Annotated in this window: 14 protein-coding genes; 8 read left to right on the top strand and 6 right to left on the bottom strand. The window is 73.1% G+C overall.

What is annotated here, in order from left to right:
* Nucleotides 1-70: 70 nt before the first annotated feature.
* Nucleotides 71-1,435, top strand: a complete 1,365-nt coding sequence (locus tag QWZ14_RS24960) for a hypothetical protein (protein ID WP_290319694.1) — start codon at nucleotides 71-73, stop codon at nucleotides 1,433-1,435.
* A gap of 42 nt (nucleotides 1,436-1,477) precedes the next feature.
* Here QWZ14_RS24960 and QWZ14_RS24955 read toward each other — a convergent pair whose 3' ends face one another.
* From QWZ14_RS24955 to mce, 3 genes are all read right to left on the bottom strand, one after another.
* Nucleotides 1,478-2,809, bottom strand: coding sequence for a PQQ-dependent sugar dehydrogenase (locus QWZ14_RS24955; RefSeq protein ID WP_290319693.1), 1,332 nt, complete (start codon nucleotides 2,807-2,809; stop codon nucleotides 1,478-1,480).
* Nucleotides 2,806-3,237, bottom strand: a complete 432-nt coding sequence (locus QWZ14_RS24950) for a DUF2231 domain-containing protein (RefSeq protein WP_290319692.1) — start codon at nucleotides 3,235-3,237, stop codon at nucleotides 2,806-2,808. The genes QWZ14_RS24955 and QWZ14_RS24950 overlap by 4 nt, the downstream gene beginning before the upstream one ends.
* A 118-nt stretch (nucleotides 3,238-3,355) precedes the next feature.
* Nucleotides 3,356-3,766, bottom strand: a complete 411-nt coding sequence (gene mce, locus QWZ14_RS24945; protein WP_290319691.1) for a methylmalonyl-CoA epimerase — start codon at nucleotides 3,764-3,766, stop codon at nucleotides 3,356-3,358.
* Nucleotides 3,767-3,832: 66 nt separating this feature from the next.
* Between mce and QWZ14_RS24940 the strand changes: the two genes are divergently transcribed.
* The 6 genes from QWZ14_RS24940 (at nucleotide 3,833) to QWZ14_RS24915 (ending at nucleotide 11,040) form a co-directional block, all read left to right on the top strand.
* The gene (locus QWZ14_RS24940; RefSeq protein ID WP_290319690.1) at nucleotides 3,833-4,807 is read left to right on the top strand and encodes a Bug family tripartite tricarboxylate transporter substrate binding protein; all 975 of its coding nucleotides are present in this window, start codon (nucleotides 3,833-3,835) and stop codon (nucleotides 4,805-4,807) included.
* Nucleotides 4,808-4,875: 68 nt separating this feature from the next.
* A complete protein-coding gene (dnaQ, locus tag QWZ14_RS24935) occupies nucleotides 4,876-5,577 on the top strand; it encodes a DNA polymerase III subunit epsilon (protein ID WP_290319689.1) in 702 nt (233 codons plus the stop codon).
* A gap of 19 nt (nucleotides 5,578-5,596) precedes the next feature.
* Nucleotides 5,597-6,400 (top strand): SDR family NAD(P)-dependent oxidoreductase, encoded by an 804-nt coding sequence (locus tag QWZ14_RS24930; RefSeq protein ID WP_290319688.1) that lies wholly within the window; start codon nucleotides 5,597-5,599, stop codon nucleotides 6,398-6,400.
* Nucleotides 6,401-6,488: 88 nt separating this feature from the next.
* Nucleotides 6,489-9,374 carry a molybdopterin oxidoreductase family protein gene (locus tag QWZ14_RS24925; RefSeq protein ID WP_290319687.1) on the top strand — a complete coding sequence of 962 codons (2,886 nt, stop codon included), beginning with the start codon at nucleotides 6,489-6,491 and terminating at the stop codon, nucleotides 9,372-9,374.
* Nucleotides 9,371-10,111, top strand: a complete 741-nt coding sequence (locus tag QWZ14_RS24920) for a 4Fe-4S dicluster domain-containing protein (protein WP_290319686.1) — start codon at nucleotides 9,371-9,373, stop codon at nucleotides 10,109-10,111. Before QWZ14_RS24925 ends, QWZ14_RS24920 begins: the two co-directional genes overlap by 4 nt.
* Nucleotides 10,108-11,040, top strand: coding sequence for a dimethyl sulfoxide reductase anchor subunit family protein (locus tag QWZ14_RS24915; RefSeq protein WP_290319685.1), 933 nt, complete (start codon nucleotides 10,108-10,110; stop codon nucleotides 11,038-11,040). Before QWZ14_RS24920 ends, QWZ14_RS24915 begins: the two co-directional genes overlap by 4 nt.
* Here QWZ14_RS24915 and QWZ14_RS24910 read toward each other — a convergent pair.
* Nucleotides 11,025-13,712, bottom strand: a complete 2,688-nt coding sequence (locus QWZ14_RS24910) for an HAD-IC family P-type ATPase (RefSeq protein WP_290319684.1) — start codon at nucleotides 13,710-13,712, stop codon at nucleotides 11,025-11,027. The two genes, QWZ14_RS24915 and QWZ14_RS24910, sit on opposite strands and share 16 nt — an antisense overlap.
* 117 nt (nucleotides 13,713-13,829) lie before the next feature.
* Between QWZ14_RS24910 and QWZ14_RS24905 the strand changes: the two genes are divergently transcribed.
* Nucleotides 13,830-15,422 carry an ABC transporter substrate-binding protein gene (locus QWZ14_RS24905; RefSeq protein ID WP_290319683.1) on the top strand — a complete coding sequence of 531 codons (1,593 nt, stop codon included), beginning with the start codon at nucleotides 13,830-13,832 and terminating at the stop codon, nucleotides 15,420-15,422.
* Nucleotides 15,423-15,505: 83 nt separating this feature from the next.
* Here QWZ14_RS24905 and QWZ14_RS24900 read toward each other — a convergent pair whose 3' ends face one another.
* Together QWZ14_RS24900 and QWZ14_RS24895 are read right to left on the bottom strand one after the other, a co-directional pair.
* Complete coding sequence (locus QWZ14_RS24900) at nucleotides 15,506-16,330, bottom strand: hypothetical protein (RefSeq protein WP_290319682.1); 825 nt, start codon at nucleotides 16,328-16,330, stop codon at nucleotides 15,506-15,508.
* On the bottom strand, nucleotides 16,327-17,805 hold the full coding sequence (locus QWZ14_RS24895) for a hypothetical protein (protein ID WP_290319681.1): 1,479 nt from the start codon (nucleotides 17,803-17,805) through the stop codon (nucleotides 16,327-16,329). Before QWZ14_RS24895 ends, QWZ14_RS24900 begins: the two co-directional genes overlap by 4 nt.
* Between the last annotated feature and the right edge of the window lie 36 nt (nucleotides 17,806-17,841).

Here is a 17,841-nt window from a genome sequence, read left to right as displayed (position 1 = left end):
TTGCCTTCCCCGGCTGGTCTGGCGCCGGCCGGGCCCCCATATCATCCCCCTTTCCCTCAGGATCTCCGCCATGCCGCCCAAAGCCGGCCTCAATGACGGACTAGTCGGCCAGGCCGCGGCGCTCGCCCGCGAATTCGCCCCCGAACTCGATGCCGTCCTGCTGACCCATTTCCCCGATGCCGAGACGCTCGACCTTTACCGGACGGGCGATTTCCGGCTGGGCGAGGCCGACCTCGCCACCGTCACCGCGGTGAACCGCGCCGTCGCCGCCGAGCTGGCGGCCAATGGCGTGCGGGTCTTCGTCCAGCGGGCCGACCGCGGCGCCTTCCGCCGCTGGATGGATGGCCGCATCGACACGGTGGAGAACCGCCTCGCCTGGCGCGACCGCGCCCGCATGCTGAGCGGCGCCGCGGCGCTGGAGGCGCTCGGCCTCGATGCCCGGATCATCCCGGCCCAGCCCAGGCTCGGCACCGTCCCCGGGCCGCTGGCCGACAGCCTGCTGGCCGCCTTCGCCGAGGAGGACGGCGCCGGCTTCGAGGCGCTGGCCCATGCGCTGCTGGCCGGCGGCCGGGCCGGCGTGCTGGAGCTGGCGGTGCGCAAGGCGGCCGACCGGCTCGGCGAGGACATGGCCGAGGACCTGGTCGGCGCGCTGCTGGCGGTGGCCGAGGGCGCCGAGGCCGGGCCTTCGGGCTGGGCCGAGCTGGTCGCCCTGCCGGTCGCCCTGGTCCAGGGCGAGGTGCCCGAGGCCGCCGCGCTGGGCAGCGGGCTGATCGCCGCCGGCATCCTGCCGGCGACGCTCGAGCTGCGCTTCCTGCCCGGCTGGCGCTCGCCCGAGGCGGTCGCCCGGCTCGACCCCGCCGCCATGCGCCGGGTGCTGCTGGACCTGGTCGCCGGGATGGAGCCGCGCGACCTGCCGCCGGCCGATACCGACGAGCTGGCCGATGCCGGCTTCGGCGTCCTGCTCGGCGTGCAGCTCGACTGGACCATCCCGAGCTGGGAGGAGATCGCCGCCGAGGGCCCGCCGGACGAGGAGGCCGAGGAGGACAGCCCGGAGGACGCCAAGCGCACCGCCGCCTTCGACCGCTGGCGCGCGGCGACCTTCGAGGCCGGCGGCTGCGTGCCGCTGGCCCTGGTGCCGCCCTCCGAGATCGGCGACGAGGTCAGCGACTTCCTGGGCGAGGCCGGGCAGGAGACCGCCGGCATCGAGGAGATCCGCGACTTCGTCGCCATGGCGCGGCAGGAGGCGCCGGGCGAGGAGATCGTCTGCCGGCCGGAGGTGGTCGGCGACGGGCTGGAGCTCTCGCTCTACACCGCCGCGGGCCGCTTCCTCGACAGCCTCAGCCTCGCGGCCGACGAGCTGCCAGCGCGGGCCGAGGAGATGCCGCGGCTGATCGAGGCCTTCGTCGTGGTGGTCAAGGACGCGCCGGGCCGCTGAGGGGCGGCGGCCGGCGCGGGTCCCGCGCCGGCTGCCGGGGCGTCAGCGGACCTCGGGCGCCCTGCCCTCGCCGGCGCCCGCCGGCAGGGACTGGTTCGCGGTGATGCGCCAGATGGTGTTCGAGAGGTCGTCGGCGACGATCAGCGCGCCGCGGGGATCCACCGTCACCCCGACCGGCCGGCCGCGGGTATTGCCCTCGCCGTTCAGGAAGCCGGCGACGAAGTCGACCGGCTCGCCGGCGGGCTTGCCGTCGCGGAAGGGCACGAAGACCACCTTGTAGCCGACCGGGGTGTTGCGGTTCCAGCTGCCGTGCTGGCCGACGAAGACGCCGTCGGCAAAGCGCCCGCCCATGGCCGGACCCGAGAAGGCCAGGCCGAGCGCCGCCACGTGCGAGCCCAGCGCATAGTCCGGGGCGATCGCCGCGGCGACCTTCTGCGGATTCTGCGGCTGCGCCCGGTGGTCGACGTTCTGGCCCCAGTAGCTGTAGGGCCAGCCGTAGAAGGCGCCCTCGCGCACCGAGGTCAGGTAGTCCGGCACCAGGTCGGGGCCGATCTCGTCCCGCTCGTTCGCCACCGCGAAGAGCTGGCCGGTGCCGGGCTGGATCGCCAGCGCGGTCGGGTTGCGCAGGCCGGTGGCATAGGTCCGGTGCGCGCCGGTCCGGATGTCGATCTGCCAGACCATGGCCCGGTCGATCTCGGCGTCCATCCCGCGCTCGGTGATGTTGCTGTTGGAGCCGATGCCGACATAGAGGAAGCGGCCGTCGGCGCTGGCGGTCATCGCCTTGGTCCAGTGGTGGTTGATCGCCGCCGGCAGCTCGGTCAGGGTCACCGGCGGGCCGCTCGCCTGGGTCTGGCCGTCCCGGTAGTCGAAGCGCACCACCGCATCCTGGTTGGCGACGTAGAGGCCGCCGTCGACCAGCGCGAGGCCGTAGGGCGCGTTGAGGCGGTCGGCGAAGACGCCCTTCATCTCGTAGGTGCCGTCGCCGTCGGCGTCGCGCAGCAGGGTCAGCCGGTTGCCGCCGGGGACCGAGGTCTTGCCCAGGCTCTTGATGAAGCCGGCGATGATGTCCTTCGGCCGCACCGTGGGGGCGCTGCCGCCCGCCCCTTCCGCGACCAGGATGTCGCCGTTCGGCAGCACCAGGGTCTGGCGGGGAATCCGGAGGTCGGTGGCGATGGGCGCGATCCGGTAGCCCGCCGGCACCGTCGGCAGGGAATCCCCCCAGCTCGCCGGCCGCGGGATCTTCATCGAGGGCAGCAGGCCGCGCTGCGGCTCCGGCAGCGTCGGGCTGGGGCCGTGCTGCGCCTGCACCCGGTCGTCGTCGCAGCCCGCCAGGGCGAGCGCCAGGGCGCCCATCAACAGAGCCGAGCGCATCATGCCATCTCCTGCGTATGAAACCCGGAATAGCCGATCCAGCTCGCGGCGAGCGCCAGGGCCGACACGACCGCCGAGAGGTAGAGGCCTTCGGGCATGACCGCCCAGGCGTCCTTGGCGTGGACCAGGGCATTGACGAAGCCCAGCGCCCACATCGCCAGCAGCAGCAGGCAGTAGAGGATCAGGCGGCCCCGCCTGGCGGAGCCGCGGCGGAACAGGTTGACCAGCGCCCAGAGCACGGCGAAGGCGCTGAAGAACAGGCCGCCGGCGATGAGCCAGGAGGCGAAATTGGACCATTGCACGTGAAAGCTGGCCCGGTAGGCGAGGTCGCTGAGCAGGGCGCCCAGGAACAGCGGCAACGGGAAGGCCAGCAACAGGGCATGCAGCGGATGAAGCGGCCTCGCCAGGGGCGAGGCGGTCAGAGTGGCCACGGCGTTTCCTCTCATGCCGGGACCCGGCCGCATGGCCGGGCGTCGGTAAGGCGCTGTTGGCCAGCGAATCACCGGTCCGCGAGTTTCGTCCCGGGCGGAGATTTCATGCGCCCGAAACTCAATGCGCGCCCGTCATCTCCACCAGCTCGACCACCAGCCCCGCCGTGCTGGCAGGGTCGAGGAAGGCGATGCGGTGGCCGCCGTGGCCGCTGCGCGGCACCTCGTCCTGCAGCCTGATGCCCTTGCCCTTCAGCTCGGCCAGCGCCGCCTCGATGTCATCGACCTCGAGGCAGATGTGGAACAGCCCCTCGCCGCGGGTGCGGATCCATTCGGCGGTGGCGCCGGTCTCGTCCTGCGGCTCGAGCAGCTCGAGGGCGCTCTCGCCGATCGGCAGCATGGCCAGGCGGATCCGGTGCTCCGGCAGGGTCTCCTCGTGGTCGCAGCTGATCCCGAGCGTCGCCAGCGTATCCCGCACCGCATCCAGGTTGCGGACCGCGATCGCCACATGTTCGATGCGCTTGATCTTCATCGGAGCCTCCTTGAACCGGCGCCAAGGGTGATACCCTGCCGGCAAGAACGGAAGGGGGAAGCAACCATGGTCCGGATCGCCCGCCGCAGCCTGCTCGCCGCGACACTCGCCACGCCCGGCCTCGCCGCGGCCGAGGCCCCCTGGCCCAGCCGCGGCATCACCTGGGTGGTCCCCTTCGCCGCCGGCGGCATCACCGACAGCTCCTCCCGGGTGGTGGCCCAGCGGCTGTCGCAGATCCTCGGCCAGCCCGTCGTGGTGGAGAACCGGCCCGGCGCCGGCGGCACCATCGGCGCCGAGGCGGTGGCCCGGGCGGCGCCCGACGGCCATACCCTGCTCTATGGCAGCCAGGGGCCGATCGCCGCCGCCCCGGCGCTCTACCCCGCCCTGCGCTACGACCCGAAGCGGGACTTCGTCCCGGTGCAGGGCCTCGGCGCCTCGCCCAACATGGTGGTCACCAGCCCGGGGCGGCCCTGGCGCAGCATGGCCGAGCTGGTCGCCGCCGCCCGGGCCCGGCCGGAGACCCTGACCTATGCCTCGACCGGCGTCGGCACCGCGCCGCACCTGGCGGTCGAGATGCTGCAGCAGGTCACCGGCATCCGGCTGATCCACGCGCCCTATGCCAATGGCGCCCAGGCGGTGAACGACGTCATCGGCGGCCGCGTCGACGTGATGTGGGACTACCCGATGACCAGCATCCCGCATGTCCGCGACGGCCGGCTGCGGGCGCTGGCGGTGACCGACCCCGCCCGCGTCCGGCTCGCCCCCGAGGTCCCGACCATGGCCGAGGCCGGCATCCCCGAGGCGGAATTCCTGCCCTGGGCGGGCCTGTTCCTGCCCGCCGCCACCCCGGGCGCCATCGTCGCCCGGCTGGCCGCCGGCCTGCGGGAGGCGATGCAGGACCCCCGGGTGCAGGAGTTCTTCGACGGCACCGCGACGGTGCTCTGGCCCGAGATGGGCCCGGAGCGGTTCAAGGATTTCCTGGCGGCGGAATGGCCGCGGATCGCCGCCCTGGTCGCCCGCTCCGGCGCCCGGCCGGGCTGAGCCCGGCCCCGCGCCTTGCGCCGGCAGGCCCGATTGGCTAGCTCCACCGCGGCCGGAGGATGGACCGCATGAGCGAGGCGAAACCCGCGGAGAAGGCCCAGCGCGCCCTGGTGCTGGACACCGAGACCACCGGCCTCGACCCCGCCACCGGCGACCGGGTCATCGAGGTCGCGGCCATCGAGCTGGTGAACCTGATGCCGACCGGCCGGGTCTACCACGTCGTCATCGACCCCGAGCGCGACATCCCGCCCGAGGCCAGCAAGGTGCACGGCTTCACCATCGAGATGCTGCGCGGCAAGCCGAAGTTCGCCGAGATCGCGGAGGGGCTGCTCGACTTCCTCGGCGATGCGCCGATCGTCGCGCACAACGCGCCCTTCGACTTCGGCTTCCTCGATGCCGAGCTGGTCCGCGCCGGCCACCGCCCGCTCGACCGCGCCCGCATGGTCGACAGCCTGATGCTGGCCAAGCAGCGCTATCCCGGCATGCCGAACAGCCTCGATTCGCTCTGCCGCCGCCTCGGCATCGATAATTCGATGCGGGACAGCCACAATGCGCTGCTCGACGTGCAGCTGCTGGCCCAGGTCTACCTCGAGCTGATGGGCGGCCGGCAGCCCGGCTTCGTGCTGGCGCTGAACATGGGCGGGCCGGTGGTGACGCTGGACGGGCTGGCCCGGCCCCGCACCCCGCGGCCCATCCTGCCGAGCGAGGCCGAGCTGGAACGGCACGCGGCTTTCCTCGGCAAGCTGAAGGAGCCACTCTGGCTGCAATAGCAACCGGAGGAACCCAGGAATGCCCCAGGTCCAAGGCAAGGTCGCGCTCGTCACCGGCGCGGCCTCCGGCATCGGCGCCGCCTGCGCCCGCACCCTGGCCCGCGAAGGCGCCCGGGTGCTGCTGACCGACCTCGACGATGCCCGCGGCGAGGCGCTGGCCGCCGCCATCCGCGAGGCCGGGGGCGAGGCCGCCTACCTCCACCAGGACGTGACGGAGGAGGACCGCTGGGCCGAGGTGGTGGCCGCGGCCGAGCAGCGCTTCGGCCGGCTCGACGTGCTGGTCTCGAACGCCGGCATCGGCATCATGACCAGCATCGTCGACATGACGCTGGCCGACTGGCGGCGGCAGATGGCGATCAACGTCGACGGCGTCTTCCTCTCGGTCAAGCACAGCATCCCCGCCATGCGCCGGGCCGGCGGCGGCTCCATCGTGCTGATCTCCTCGGTCGCCGGGCTGCGCGGCTCGGCCGGCCTCGCCGGCTATTCCGCCAGCAAGGGGGCGGTGCGGCTCTTCGCCAAATCCGTGGCGCTGGAATGCGCGCGGGAGAACATCCGCTGCAACAGCGTCCATCCCGGCATCATCGAGACGCCGATCTGGGAGAAGATCCCGGTCGGGGCGGCCGGCTCCGGCCGCAACGCCCCGCTCGACCCCCGCGCCATCGCCCTGGCCAGCGTGCCGACCGGGGTGCTCGGCCAGCCGCAGGACATCGCCGACGGGGTGCTGTTCCTCGCCTCCGACCAGTCGCGCTACGTCAACGGCTCGGAGCTGGTGATCGACGGGGCGCAGACCGCGGGCCGGGTCGGCAGCATCGCCCGGCCGTGACGTCCCCGGGGAGGGGCGAGTGATTTGCCCTTCCCCCGCACCCATGGCTAACTGACATTTCAGTCGTTAGCCTGGGGGACCATCATCAATGCCGGAAGCGCCGACGCCCTCGCAATTGCGGCCCCTGGCGTCGCCCAGCCCCGATAAGCATGTGGAATACTCCACCCCCATCGGCGACACGGTCAAGACCACCACCTGCTACATGTGCGCCTGCCGCTGCGGCATCCGGGTGCATCTGAAGGATGGCCAGGTCCGCTACATCGAGGGCAATCCGGACCACCCGGTGAACAAGGGCGTGCTCTGCGGCAAGGGCAGCGCCGGGATCATGACGCAATACTCCCCGGCCAAGCTGCGGGCGCCCTTGAAGCGCATCGGCCCGCGCGGCTCGGGCGAGTATGCCGAGATCAGCTGGGACGAGGCGCTCGAGACCGCCACCGGCTGGCTGAAGCACGTGCGGGAGACCGACCCGCGCCAGCTCGCCTTCTTCACCGGCCGCGACCAGTCGCAGAGCCTCACCGGCTTCTGGGCGGCGCAATTCGGCACCCCGAATTTCGCCGCGCATGGCGGCTTCTGCTCGGTCAACATGGCGGCCGGCGGGCTCTACACCATCGGCGGATCGTTCTGGGAGTTCGGCGAGCCCGACTGGGACCGCGCCAAGTACTTCCTGATGTTCGGCGTCGCCGAGGACCACGACAGCAACCCGATCAAGATGGGCCTGGCCAAGATGAAGGCGCGCGGCGCCAAATTCATCTCGGTCAACCCGGTCCGCACCGGCTATTCCGCCATCGCCGACGAATGGGTCGGCATCCGCCCCGGCACCGATGGGCTGTTCGCCCTGGCGCTGGCGCATGAGCTGCTGCGCACCGACCAGATCGACCTCGAATTCCTCGCCCGCTACACCAACGCCTCCTGGCTGGTGGTCCGCAACCCCGGCGGCGCCGACGACGGGCTGTTCGCCCGCGACGAGGCCGGCAAGCCGCTGGCCTGGGACCGCGCCCGCGGCGCGGTCGATGCCTCCCTGGTCGATCTCTCCGCCGTCATGGTCGGCGACTTCACCCTGGCCGATGGCCGGAAGGCCCAGCCGGTCTTCCAGCTGATGGCGGAACGCTACCTGGCGCCGGAATACGCCCCCGAGGCGGTCGCCGAGCGCTGCGGCATCGAGGCCGCCCGCATCCGCACCATCGCCGCCGAGATCGCCGACGTCGCCTTCAACCAGGCGATCACCCTGGAGCAGCCCTGGACCGATGTCTGGGGCCGCCGGCACGAGACGATGGTCGGCCGCCCCGTCGCCTTCCACGCCATGCGCGGCATCTCCGCGCATTCCAACGGCTTCCATTCCTGCCGCGCGCTGCATGTGCTGCAGATGCTGCTCGGCGCGGTCGATACCCCGGGCTCCTGGCGCTACAAGTCGCCCTTCCCGCGGCCGATCCCGCCCGGCCCCGGCCCGGCCGGCCGCGGCGCCAAGCCGAATACCCCGCTCGCCGGCAACATCCTGTCCTTCCCGCACGGGCCGGACGACCTGCTGGTGGACGACGACGGCAATCCGCTGCGGATCGACAAGGCCTTCTCCTGGGACGCGCCGCTGGCGCTGCACGGGATGATGCACACGGTCATCGGCAATGCCGGGATCGGCGACCCCTACAAGATCGACACGCTCTTCATGTTCATGGCCAACATGGCCTGGAACAGCGCGATGAACCCCGGCGAGGTCATCCGCATCCTGACCGAGCAGCAGCCGGATGGCGAATACACCATCCCGCACGTCATCTACTCCGACGCCTACTACTCGGAGACGGTGCCCTATGCCGACCTGATCCTGCCGGACACCACCTATCTCGAGCGCTGGGACTGCATCAGCATCCTCGACCGGCCGATCGGCAGCGCCCATGGCGCCGGCGATGCCATCCGCCAGCCGGTGCTCAAGCCGGACCGCGACGTGCGCCCCTTCCAGGACGTGCTGATCGAGCTCGGCTCCCGCCTCGGCCTGCCGGCCTTCACGAAGCCCGATGGCAGTCCGCGCTGGAAGGACTACCCCGACTACATCGTCAACCATGAGCGCATGCCCGGCGTCGGCCCGCTCGCCGGCTTCCGCGGCGCCGACGGCACGAAGAAGGGCGTCGGCGAGCCGAACCCGGACCAGCTGCAGCGCTACATCGACAACGGCTGCTTCTGGCGCGACCACCTGCCGCCGGAGCAGTCCTACTACAAGCACGCGAACAAGGATTACCTCGAGCAGTCCAAGGCCATGGGGCTGATGGGCAAGTCGGACCAGATCGTCATGCAGATCTGGTCGGAGCCCCTGCAGAAATTCCGCCTCGCCGCCGAAGGCCATGGCACCAGGCAGCCGCCGGACCGGCTGCGGGAGCGGGTGCGGACCTATTGCGACCCGCTGCCCATCTGGTACGCGCCGCTGGAGCACACCGGCCAGGACCTCGGGGAATTCGACCTCTCGGCCATCACCCAGCGGCCGATGGCGATGTATCATTCCTGGGGCTCGATGAATGCCTGGCTGAAGCAGATCCTGGGCTCCAACAAGCTCTACATGGCCCGCGCCCGCGGCGCCGCGCTCGGCATCGAGCAGGACGACTGGGTCTGGGTCGAGAGCCGCGCCGGGCGCCTGAAGTGCCAGGTGGCGCTGATGGAGGGGGTGAACCCCGACACGGTCTGGACCTGGAACGCCATCGGCAAGCGCTCGGGCGCCTGGAACCTCGACCCCGGCAGCACGGAATCGACCAAGGGCTTCCTGCTAAACCACGTCATCTCGGAATGGCTGCCCGCCCAGGAAGGCTTCCGCCAGGCGAACGCCGACCCGGTCACCGGCCAGGCCGCCTGGTACGACCTGCGGGTGAAGGTCAGCAAATGCGCCCCCGGGGAGGAGGGCATCACCAGCCCCCACCCGGAGACGCTGGGCCTGCCGCCGCACATGCCCGACCGCCCCGACATCCTCCGCTATTCAACGAAGGCCAAGCCGTGACCTGCCTGCCCGAGATCACCCCCGGCCAGAAGAAGCTTGGCCTCGTCATCGACCTCGACACCTGCGTCGGCTGCCAGGCCTGCGCGACCAACTGCAAGGAATGGAATTCCTCGGGCCACAGCGGCCCGCTGCCCGACCTGAAGCCCTATTCCGCCGGGGCCGAGGGCGTCTGGTTCAACCGCGTCCACAGCTACGAGGCCGGCGAGGGCGCCGACGGCCGCACCGTCCACTTCCCCCGCTCCTGCCTCCATTGCGAGACGCCGGACTGCGTGACGGTCTGCCCGACCGGCGCCTCCTACAAGCGGATCGAGGACGGCATCGTCCTGGTCGACCACGACATCTGCATCGGCTGCGGCTTGTGCGCCTGGGCCTGCCCCTATGGCGCCCGCGAGATGGACGAGGACGAGGGGGTGATGAAGAAATGCACCCTCTGCATCGACCGGATCTACAACGAGACCATCCCCGAGGCGCAGCGCCAGCCCGCCTGCGTGCTGACCTGCCCGACCAATGCCCGCCACTTCGGCGACCTCGGCGACCCCGAGAGCGATGTCAGCAAGCTGGTCGCCGCCCGCGGCGGCCAGGACCTGATGCCGGAGCTGGGCTACAAGCCGGTCAACAAGTACCTGCCGCCGCGCAAGCGCAGCAGCGCCGCGGCCACGCCGCAGGAAGCCGTGCCGACCGCGATGGACATCAAGAACCCGCTGCTGCGGTGGATGGACAAGGTCCTGACGCGATGAACCCGGCGCCGTCCATCGTCTTCTTCACCACCGCCTCCGGTGCGGGCTACGGGTTGCTCTTCTGGCTCGGCCTGCTGCGGCCGCTCGGCATCGTCCCGGCGACCCCGGCCTTCGCCCTGGTCTGCCTGGTGCTGGCGCTGCTGCTGATCACCGCCGGCCTCGTCTCCTCGATGCTGCATCTCGGCAATCCCACCCGGGCCTGGCGGGCCTTCAGCCAGTGGCGGTCCTCCTGGCTGTCGCGGGAGGGTGTCGCCGCGGTCGTCACCTATGTCCCGGCGATCGGCTTCGGCGCCGCGCTGCTGGCCGACCTGCCCGGCCTCGCCACCCTGGCCGGGCTGCTGGCGGCGGTGGGCGCGGCGGTGACGGTCTGGTGCACCGCCATGATCTATGCCTCGCTCAAGCCCATCCGGCAGTGGCACCACCCGCTGGTGGCGCCCGGCTACCTGCTCCTGGCCGGCTATTCCGGCATGGCGCTGCTGGCCGGCGTCTCGGCGCTCGGCGGCGTGGTCGGCGGGCCGGCGAGCTTCATCATCACCCTCGGCCTGGCCGCGCTGGTCCTCAAGCTCGCCTATTGGCGGATGATCGATGGCGGCGACCCGGTCGCCACCGCCGAGAGCGCCACCAGCCTCGGCTTCATCGGCAAGGTCCGCCCGCTCGACCCGCCGCATACCGAAAGCAACTACCTGCTGCGGGAGATGGGCTTCCGCATCGCCCGCAAGCACGCCGCCTCGCTGCGGACCATCGTGCTGGTCGGCGGCTTCGCGGCGCCCATCCTGCTCGCGCTGCTGGCGACGCAGATCGGCGGCGGGGTGGCGCTGCCGGCACTCGCGCTCGGCGCCCTGCTGGCGCTGGCCGGCCTGCTGGTCGAGCGCTGGCTGATGTTCGCCGAGGCGACCCATACGGTGACGCTCTACTACTCCGGCCGCTGACGCCCCGGCACTTCCAGCCAGCGCTTCTCTGCCTCCACCAGCAGGAACAGCACCAGGGTCACCGCCGCCACCGCGGCCCAGAGCCCGACCCCGATCGCCGCCGTGCCCAGCAGCGCCTGCAGGGGCGGCGCATAGGTGAAGGCGAGCTGCAGCAGCAGCGTCCCCGTCACCGCCAGCCAGACCGGCCTCGCCGCCGCGGTGCCGAGGCCGGCGAAGGGCGAGCCGGCGGCGCGGCGGACGTTGAACAGATAGGCCGCCTGGAACAGCACCAGCACGTTCACCGCCGCGGTCTGCGCCTCGGCCAGCGACGACCCGCCCGCCCGCGCCCAGGTGAAGACGCCGAAGACCCCGGCCAGCACCAGCACCGAGACCACCAGGATCCGCCGCAGCAGCAGGCCGTCCAGCAGCGGCGCATCCGGGGCCCGGGGCGGCCGCCGCATCACCGCCGCCTCCGCCGGCTCGAAGGCCAGGGCGAGGCTCAGCGCCACCGTGGTCACCAGGTTCACCCACAGCAGGTGCAGCGGCGCCAGCGGCATGGTGAGGCCGGCGACGGCCGCGACCAGCACCACCAGCCCCTCGCCGCCGTTGCCGGGCAGCGCGAAGAGCAGCGCCTTGCGCAGGTTGTCGGCGACGACCCGGCCCTCCCGCACGGCGGCGGCGATGGTGGCGAAATTATCGTCGGCCAGCACCATCTGCGCCGCCGCCTTGGCCGCGTCGGTCCCGGCGATTCCCATGGCGATGCCGATGTCGGCGCGGGCCAGGGCGGGGGCGTCGTTCACCCCGTCGCCGGTCATCGCCACCACTTGGTCGCCCCTTGGGCCACCCGCCTGCAGGGCCTCGACCAGCGCCAGCTTCTGCTCCGGCGCGACCCGGGCGAAGACATCCACCCCGGCGGCGCCCTGCCGCAGCGCCTCGCCCGGCAGGTCGGCGCCGGTCAGCACCCGCCCCGGCCGCGCCAGCCCGACCGCGGCGGCGATGGCGCCGGCGGTCGCCGGATGGTCGCCGGTGATCATCACCACGCGGATCCCGGCCGCACGGCATTCCGCCACCGCCTGCCGTGCCTCCGGCCGCGGCGGGTCCAGCAGCCCGACCAGCCCGACCAGGGTGAAGCCACCGGCTGCCACCGCCGCCGGCTCCAGCGGCGCCTCCGGCGCCGGCTCGGACCGCCGGGCCAGGGCGAGGACCCGGCGTCCGGAGCGCGCCATGGCCTCGGCCTCCGCCAGCCAGGACGCGGCCTCCAGCGGCTGGTCCCCCGCCACATCCCATTGCCGGGTACACAGCGGCAGCACCGCCTCCGGGCCGCCCTTCAGCAGCAGCGCGTCGGCCTGCCGCACCGCCATCCAGCGCCGCACCGCATCGAAGGGGATGGCGCCCCGCCGCGGCTGCGCCGCCCGGATGGCCGCATGGTCGCCGCCCGCCCGCCGCGCCAGCGCCAGCAGCGCCGCCTCGAGCGGGTCGCCGACCGCGGTCCAGCCCGCCGCACCCCTCGCCAGCTCGGCATCGTTGCAGAGCACCAGCGCCGGCAGCAGCGTGCCCAGCAGCTCCGCCGGCGGCACCGCACCATCCTCAAGGGTCAGGCTGCCCTCGGGCCCATAGCCGGTCCCGCTCGCCACCAGCCGGTGGCGGCCGATGCTGACCCGGTCCGCCACCAGCTCGTTGCGGGTGAAGGTGCCGGTCTTGTCGGAGCAGATCACGCCGACCGAGCCCAGGGTCTCCACCGCCGCCAGATTGCGGATCAGCGCCTGCTGCCGGGCCATGCGACCCACCCCGACCGCCAGGGTCACGGTGACCAGCGCCGGCAGCTCCTCGGGGATGGCGGCGACGGCCAGGGCCACGGCGGCCAGCAGCATCGCCCCGGCCGGCTGGCCATGCAGCAGCGTGCCGGCGAGGAAGGCGAGGACCGCGAAGCCCAGCACCGCGACGGCGATCCAGCCGCCGAGCCGGGCGATCTGGCGCAGCAGCGGCGTCTCCGACCGCGTCACCGCGCCGAGCAGCACGCCGATCCGGCCGACCTCGGTCGCCGCCCCGGTGGCCACCACCAGCCCCAGCCCGGTCCCGGCCACCACCACCGTCCCGGCATGGAGCATGCAGTGGCGGTCGCCGGGCGGCGCGGCGGCGGCCACCGCCGGCACCGCCTTGTCGGCGGGCAGGGACTCGCCCGTCAGCGCCGCTTCCTGCGCCCGGAGTGCCTGCGCTTCGAGCAGCCGCAGATCCGCCGGCACCCGGTCCCCGGCCTCCACCGCGACCACGTCGCCCGGCACCAGGCTCTCGGCCGCCACCTCCTGCCGCCGGCCGTCGCGCAGCACCCGCGCCCGCGGCGCCAGCAGCGCCACCACCGCCGCCAGCGCGCCTTCCGCCTTCTGCTCGAGGTAGAGCCCGATCCCGGCATTCAGCAGGATGACCGCGGCGATGACCCCGGCATCCACGGCATGGCCGAGGACGCCGAGCGCCAGCGCCGCCACCGCCAGCAACTGGACCAGCAGGCTGCGGAATTGCGCGGCGAAGCGCCGGGCGAGGCCCGGCCGCTGCCGCCCCGGCAGGCGGTTAGGGCCGTGCCGGGCGAGCCGTGCCGCCGCCGCCGCCGACGTCAGCCCCTCCGGCCCGGCCTCCAGGGCGGCGAGCGCCTCGGCCGGGGCGGAAGCATGCGGCGGCAAGGCGGCTGGATCGGGCATGACGCCATCCATCACCCGATGTTACGGTTTTGCAAGCCGCGGCCGGAACAGCGGCGGTCCATGATTTGCTTGGCTGCAAGCATCCGCCGCGCGGCGGCAACACTGGGAGACGGGGCAATGCGACATCTGCGAGGACTGTCCTTCTGCGCGGCGCTGGCCGCGGGCCTAGCGATGCCGGCCAAGGCCGCCGACCTCACCATCGCGGTGGGCGGCGCCTTCACCTCCATGGACCCGCATTTCTTCGACCTCTCGCCCAACCACGCCCTGGCCTGGCATGTCTTCGACCGGCTGGTGCACCCCGACCTCGACCAGCGCCCGGCGCCCGGCCTTGCCACCTCCTGGCGCGCCGTCGACGAGCTGACCTGGGAGTTCAAGCTGCGCGAGGGCGTCCGCTTCCAGGACGGCACGCCCTTCACCGCGGACGACGTGGTCTTCACCTTCGCCCGCGCGCCCAACGTGCCGAACAGCCCGACCTCGATGGGCCAGTACATCCGCCCGGTGACCCGGCTGGAGGTGGTCGACCCGCATACCATCCGGCTGCATACCGCCGAGCCGGTGCCCTTGATCCCGCAGATGATGGGCAGCTTCTCGATCGTCGGCCGCCGCCAGGGCGAGGTGAACGGCCAGGCGCTCGGCACCGCCGAGTACAACAGCGGCCGCGCCGCCATCGGCACCGGGCCCTACAAGCTGGCCTCCTTCGCCATCGGCGACCGCGCGGTCTTCACCCGCAACCCGGACTGGTGGGGGCCGAAGCAGCCCTGGGACCGCGTGACCTACCGGCTCATCAGCAACGACAGCGCCCGGGTCGCGGCACTGCAATCGGGCGACGTCGATGCGATCGACACGGTGCCGACCCGCGACGTCGAGCGCATCCGCCGCGACACCCGGCTGACGGTGCAGTCCCGCCCCGGCCTCCGCCTCATCTACCTCTACGTCGATGCCAACCGGCCGCAGTCGCCCTACGTCACCGACCGCGACGGCAAGGTGCTGCCGCAGAACCCGCTGCGCGACGTGCGGGTGCGCCAGGCGCTCAGCCTCGCCATCAACCGCGAGGGCATCCGCCGGCAGATCATGGAGGGCAATTCGCTGCCCACCGGCCAGGCCATGCCGGAGGGCAGCATGGGCTACGACCCCTCCATCCGGGTGCCGCCCTACGACATCGATGCCGCGAAGAAGCTGCTGGCCGAGGCCGGCTTGCCGGACGGCTTCAACCTCACCCTGCACGGGCCGAACGACCGCTACGTGAACGACGACGGGATCGTCCAGGCCATCGCCCAGATGTGGTCGCGCATCGGCGTCCGCACCGCGGTCTCGACCAGCCCGGCCAGCGTCTTCTTCACCGCCGGCGGGGTGCGGGACGAACATTCCATCTCGCTCACCGGCTGGTCCACCTCGACCGGCGAGCCCGATACCCATCTCTCATTCATGCTGGCGACGCCGGACCCGCCGCGCGGCCGCAGCACCCGCCTCCGCCCCTCGCACTACAGCAACCCCGACCTCGACCGGCTGGTCGACCGGGCGCTGACCACCATCGACAACGAGGCGCGGGAGAAGCTGTATTTCGAGGCCATCCGCATCGGCTTCCAGCGCGACGCGGCAGTGATCCCGATCCATCACCAGGTCAATGTCTGGGCGATGCGCAAGGGGATCGCCTATACGCCGCAGCTCTCCGAGCAGACCCGCGCCATGGAGTTCAGCCTGGCGCGCTAGAGCGGTTTCCGCTCTAGCCTGTTGTTCTGGCGAGCAAATATCTCCGGTCTGATGAGTCCATCGGATCGGAGTTTGCTCTGGGCCTACTTCAATAGGCTGAGGCTCGACATCAGGCCGCGCAGGGCGTCGAGCCCGGGCGCGGCCAGGGCTGGGTCGAAGGGCCGTCCCGCCGCGGTGCCGCGGGCGGCGCCGACGGCGGCCCGGTCCTGGCCCAGCTCGGCCGGGGAGAGCCGGCCGTTGCCGTCGTAGTCCAAGCTCTCGACCAGCAGCCGCGCCGCCAGCACCCCGGCCAGCCCGGCGGCACCGGTCGCCGCGCCCAGGGTCTCCGCCGTGGCGCCGTCCTGCAGGGCGACGACCCAGCCGAGCCCCCGCGCCAGCCGCGCCAGCTCCGCGCTGCCGAGCTCGCCGTCGCCCGAGACATCCGCCTGCCCGACCAGCGCGCCGAGGCAGGCCCCGGCCTCCCCGGCGCAGGCCGCCTCGAGGTGCTCCAGGGCCGCCAGCAGGGCGAAGCCCTCGCCATGCCGCGCCGCCAGCGCCGCCGGCACCGCGGCGCAGCGCTGCCAGCGGGCCACCGGCGCCGCGCCCGGGAGCTGGTCGTCGCGCGTCTTCGCCTCGGGCTCGGCGGTCTCCAGCGCCTCCCCGGCCGGGCGCAGCAGCAGCCGCGGCGCCTCCGCCCCGCGCGCGGTGCCGATGCTCCAGCCGCCCGCTTCCCGCAGCGCGGTGAAGCGCAGCAGGCGGCCGCTGCCCGCCGCCGGTACCCGCGCCGCCGCCCGCGCCGTCACCTGCAGCAGCGCGGCGGGGCTGGCGCAGTCGCCCTGCACCCAGGTCCCGCGCAGCCCTTCGGGCAATCCCTGCCCCAGCGCCAGGCCCGGCGCCAGCAGCAGCAGCAGTGCGGCCAGCCACCTCATTGCAGCACCAGCTCCTGCCCCGTGCAGAGATCGGCCGCCGGCAGGCGCCACTCCCGCCCGTCGCGGAAGACCGCGGTCAGGTCCGCCTGGCAGCGACCGGGCCCCGGCGGCAGGTCGTCCGGCGGGGTGAAGTCGAGGCTCTCCCCGGCCCCCAGCACGGTGCGCCCGAGCCGGTCCGGCCCGCGCTGCGCCGCCCCCGCCGGGTCGGCGTAGAGCTCCACCACCGGCAGCGCCGCGGCATTGCGCAGCCGGACGCTGCCGGGCTGCAGCGCCGCCTTCTCCGGCCCGCCGGCCTCCGCCGCCGGGCCCGGCCTTTCCTCCAGCGTCCAGCCCGGCCGGAGCGCGATGGTGCTCGCGGCGCAGATATCGACCCCGCGCCGCTCCTCGGCCGAGCGGTTGTCGAAGACGATCCGCAGATCCGCCTGGCAGCCGCCCTCGACGCGCACCACCTGCCGCGCCCCCGGCGCCAGCACCGCATCGCCCAGCACATCCGGACCCCAGTCGTCGCTCTCGGCCGGGGAGACGAAGGCGCGTTCCACCGGATGGCTGAAGCCGTTCACCAGGGTCACCTGGCGGGAGCCGCCCTCGCCCGCCACCGGCCGGCCGAAGCTCACCGCCGGCGCGGCGCAGGCATCGAGGCCGCGCCGCACCTCCTCCCGGTCGTCGTCGAAGACCGCACGCAGGTCCCAGGCGCAGCCGGCCCCCCGCAGCCGCAGCCGGAATTCGGACCGCGGCTCGACCATGCTCGAGCCCAGCCGGTCGCTGCCCCAGGCGTTGCGGTCGGCCGCGCCATCCGCCGCCCGGGCATAGAGCTCCCGCAGGGTGCGGCGGCCCTGGTTGGTCACCGTCACCTCGCGCAGCGGCAGGCCGGAGTCGCCGAAGGCCAGCCGCGGCACCCGGCAGACATCCTGGCGCTCGCGGACTTCCTCGGTCCCGTCGGCGAAGACCGCGCGGAGGTCGAAGACGCAGCCGGAGAGGTTGCGCAGCCGCAGCCGCAGGCTGTCGCCGGCCGACACCGTCTCGCTGCCCAGCCGGTCCGGCCCCCAGCCGGCCTCCGGCGCCCGTCCCGCCGGCCGGGCGCCGGGGGTGGCCAGGTAGAGTTCGCGCAGGCCCTGGTCGGCCTGGTTCACCACCTCCACCTCGCGCCGTGGCCCGGTATCGGCGAAGGCCACCCGCGGGTTGCGGCAGAGGTCGACGCGCCGCCGCATCTCGTCGCCGCCCTCGAAGGTCGCGCGGACCTCGAAGGCGCAGTCCCGGGTGCGGCCGAGCGCGACCCGCAGGCTGGCGCGCGGCGGCAGCACGTTGGGGCCGAGGCGGTCCGGCCCTTCCTGGCCGGCGCCGGGGCGGAAGATGAACAGCTCCTGCAGGCTGCGGTCGGTCTCGTTGGCGACCACGGCCTCCCGCAGCGCCGGGGGGGCCTGGCCCCAGGCTGGCCCGGCCAGCATCAGCACCGCCGCCAGCATCATGCGCCGCATGGGAATCCCCTGAATTGCCGGGGGAGAATGCCGTTA

It is taken from the genome of Paeniroseomonas aquatica (assembly GCF_030409335.1).
GTDB classification, from domain to species: domain Bacteria; phylum Pseudomonadota; class Alphaproteobacteria; order Acetobacterales; family Acetobacteraceae; genus Belnapia; species Belnapia aquatica.
The sequence above is the reverse complement of the archived record's forward strand: the minus strand, read 5'-3'. Positions and strand labels throughout refer to the sequence as shown.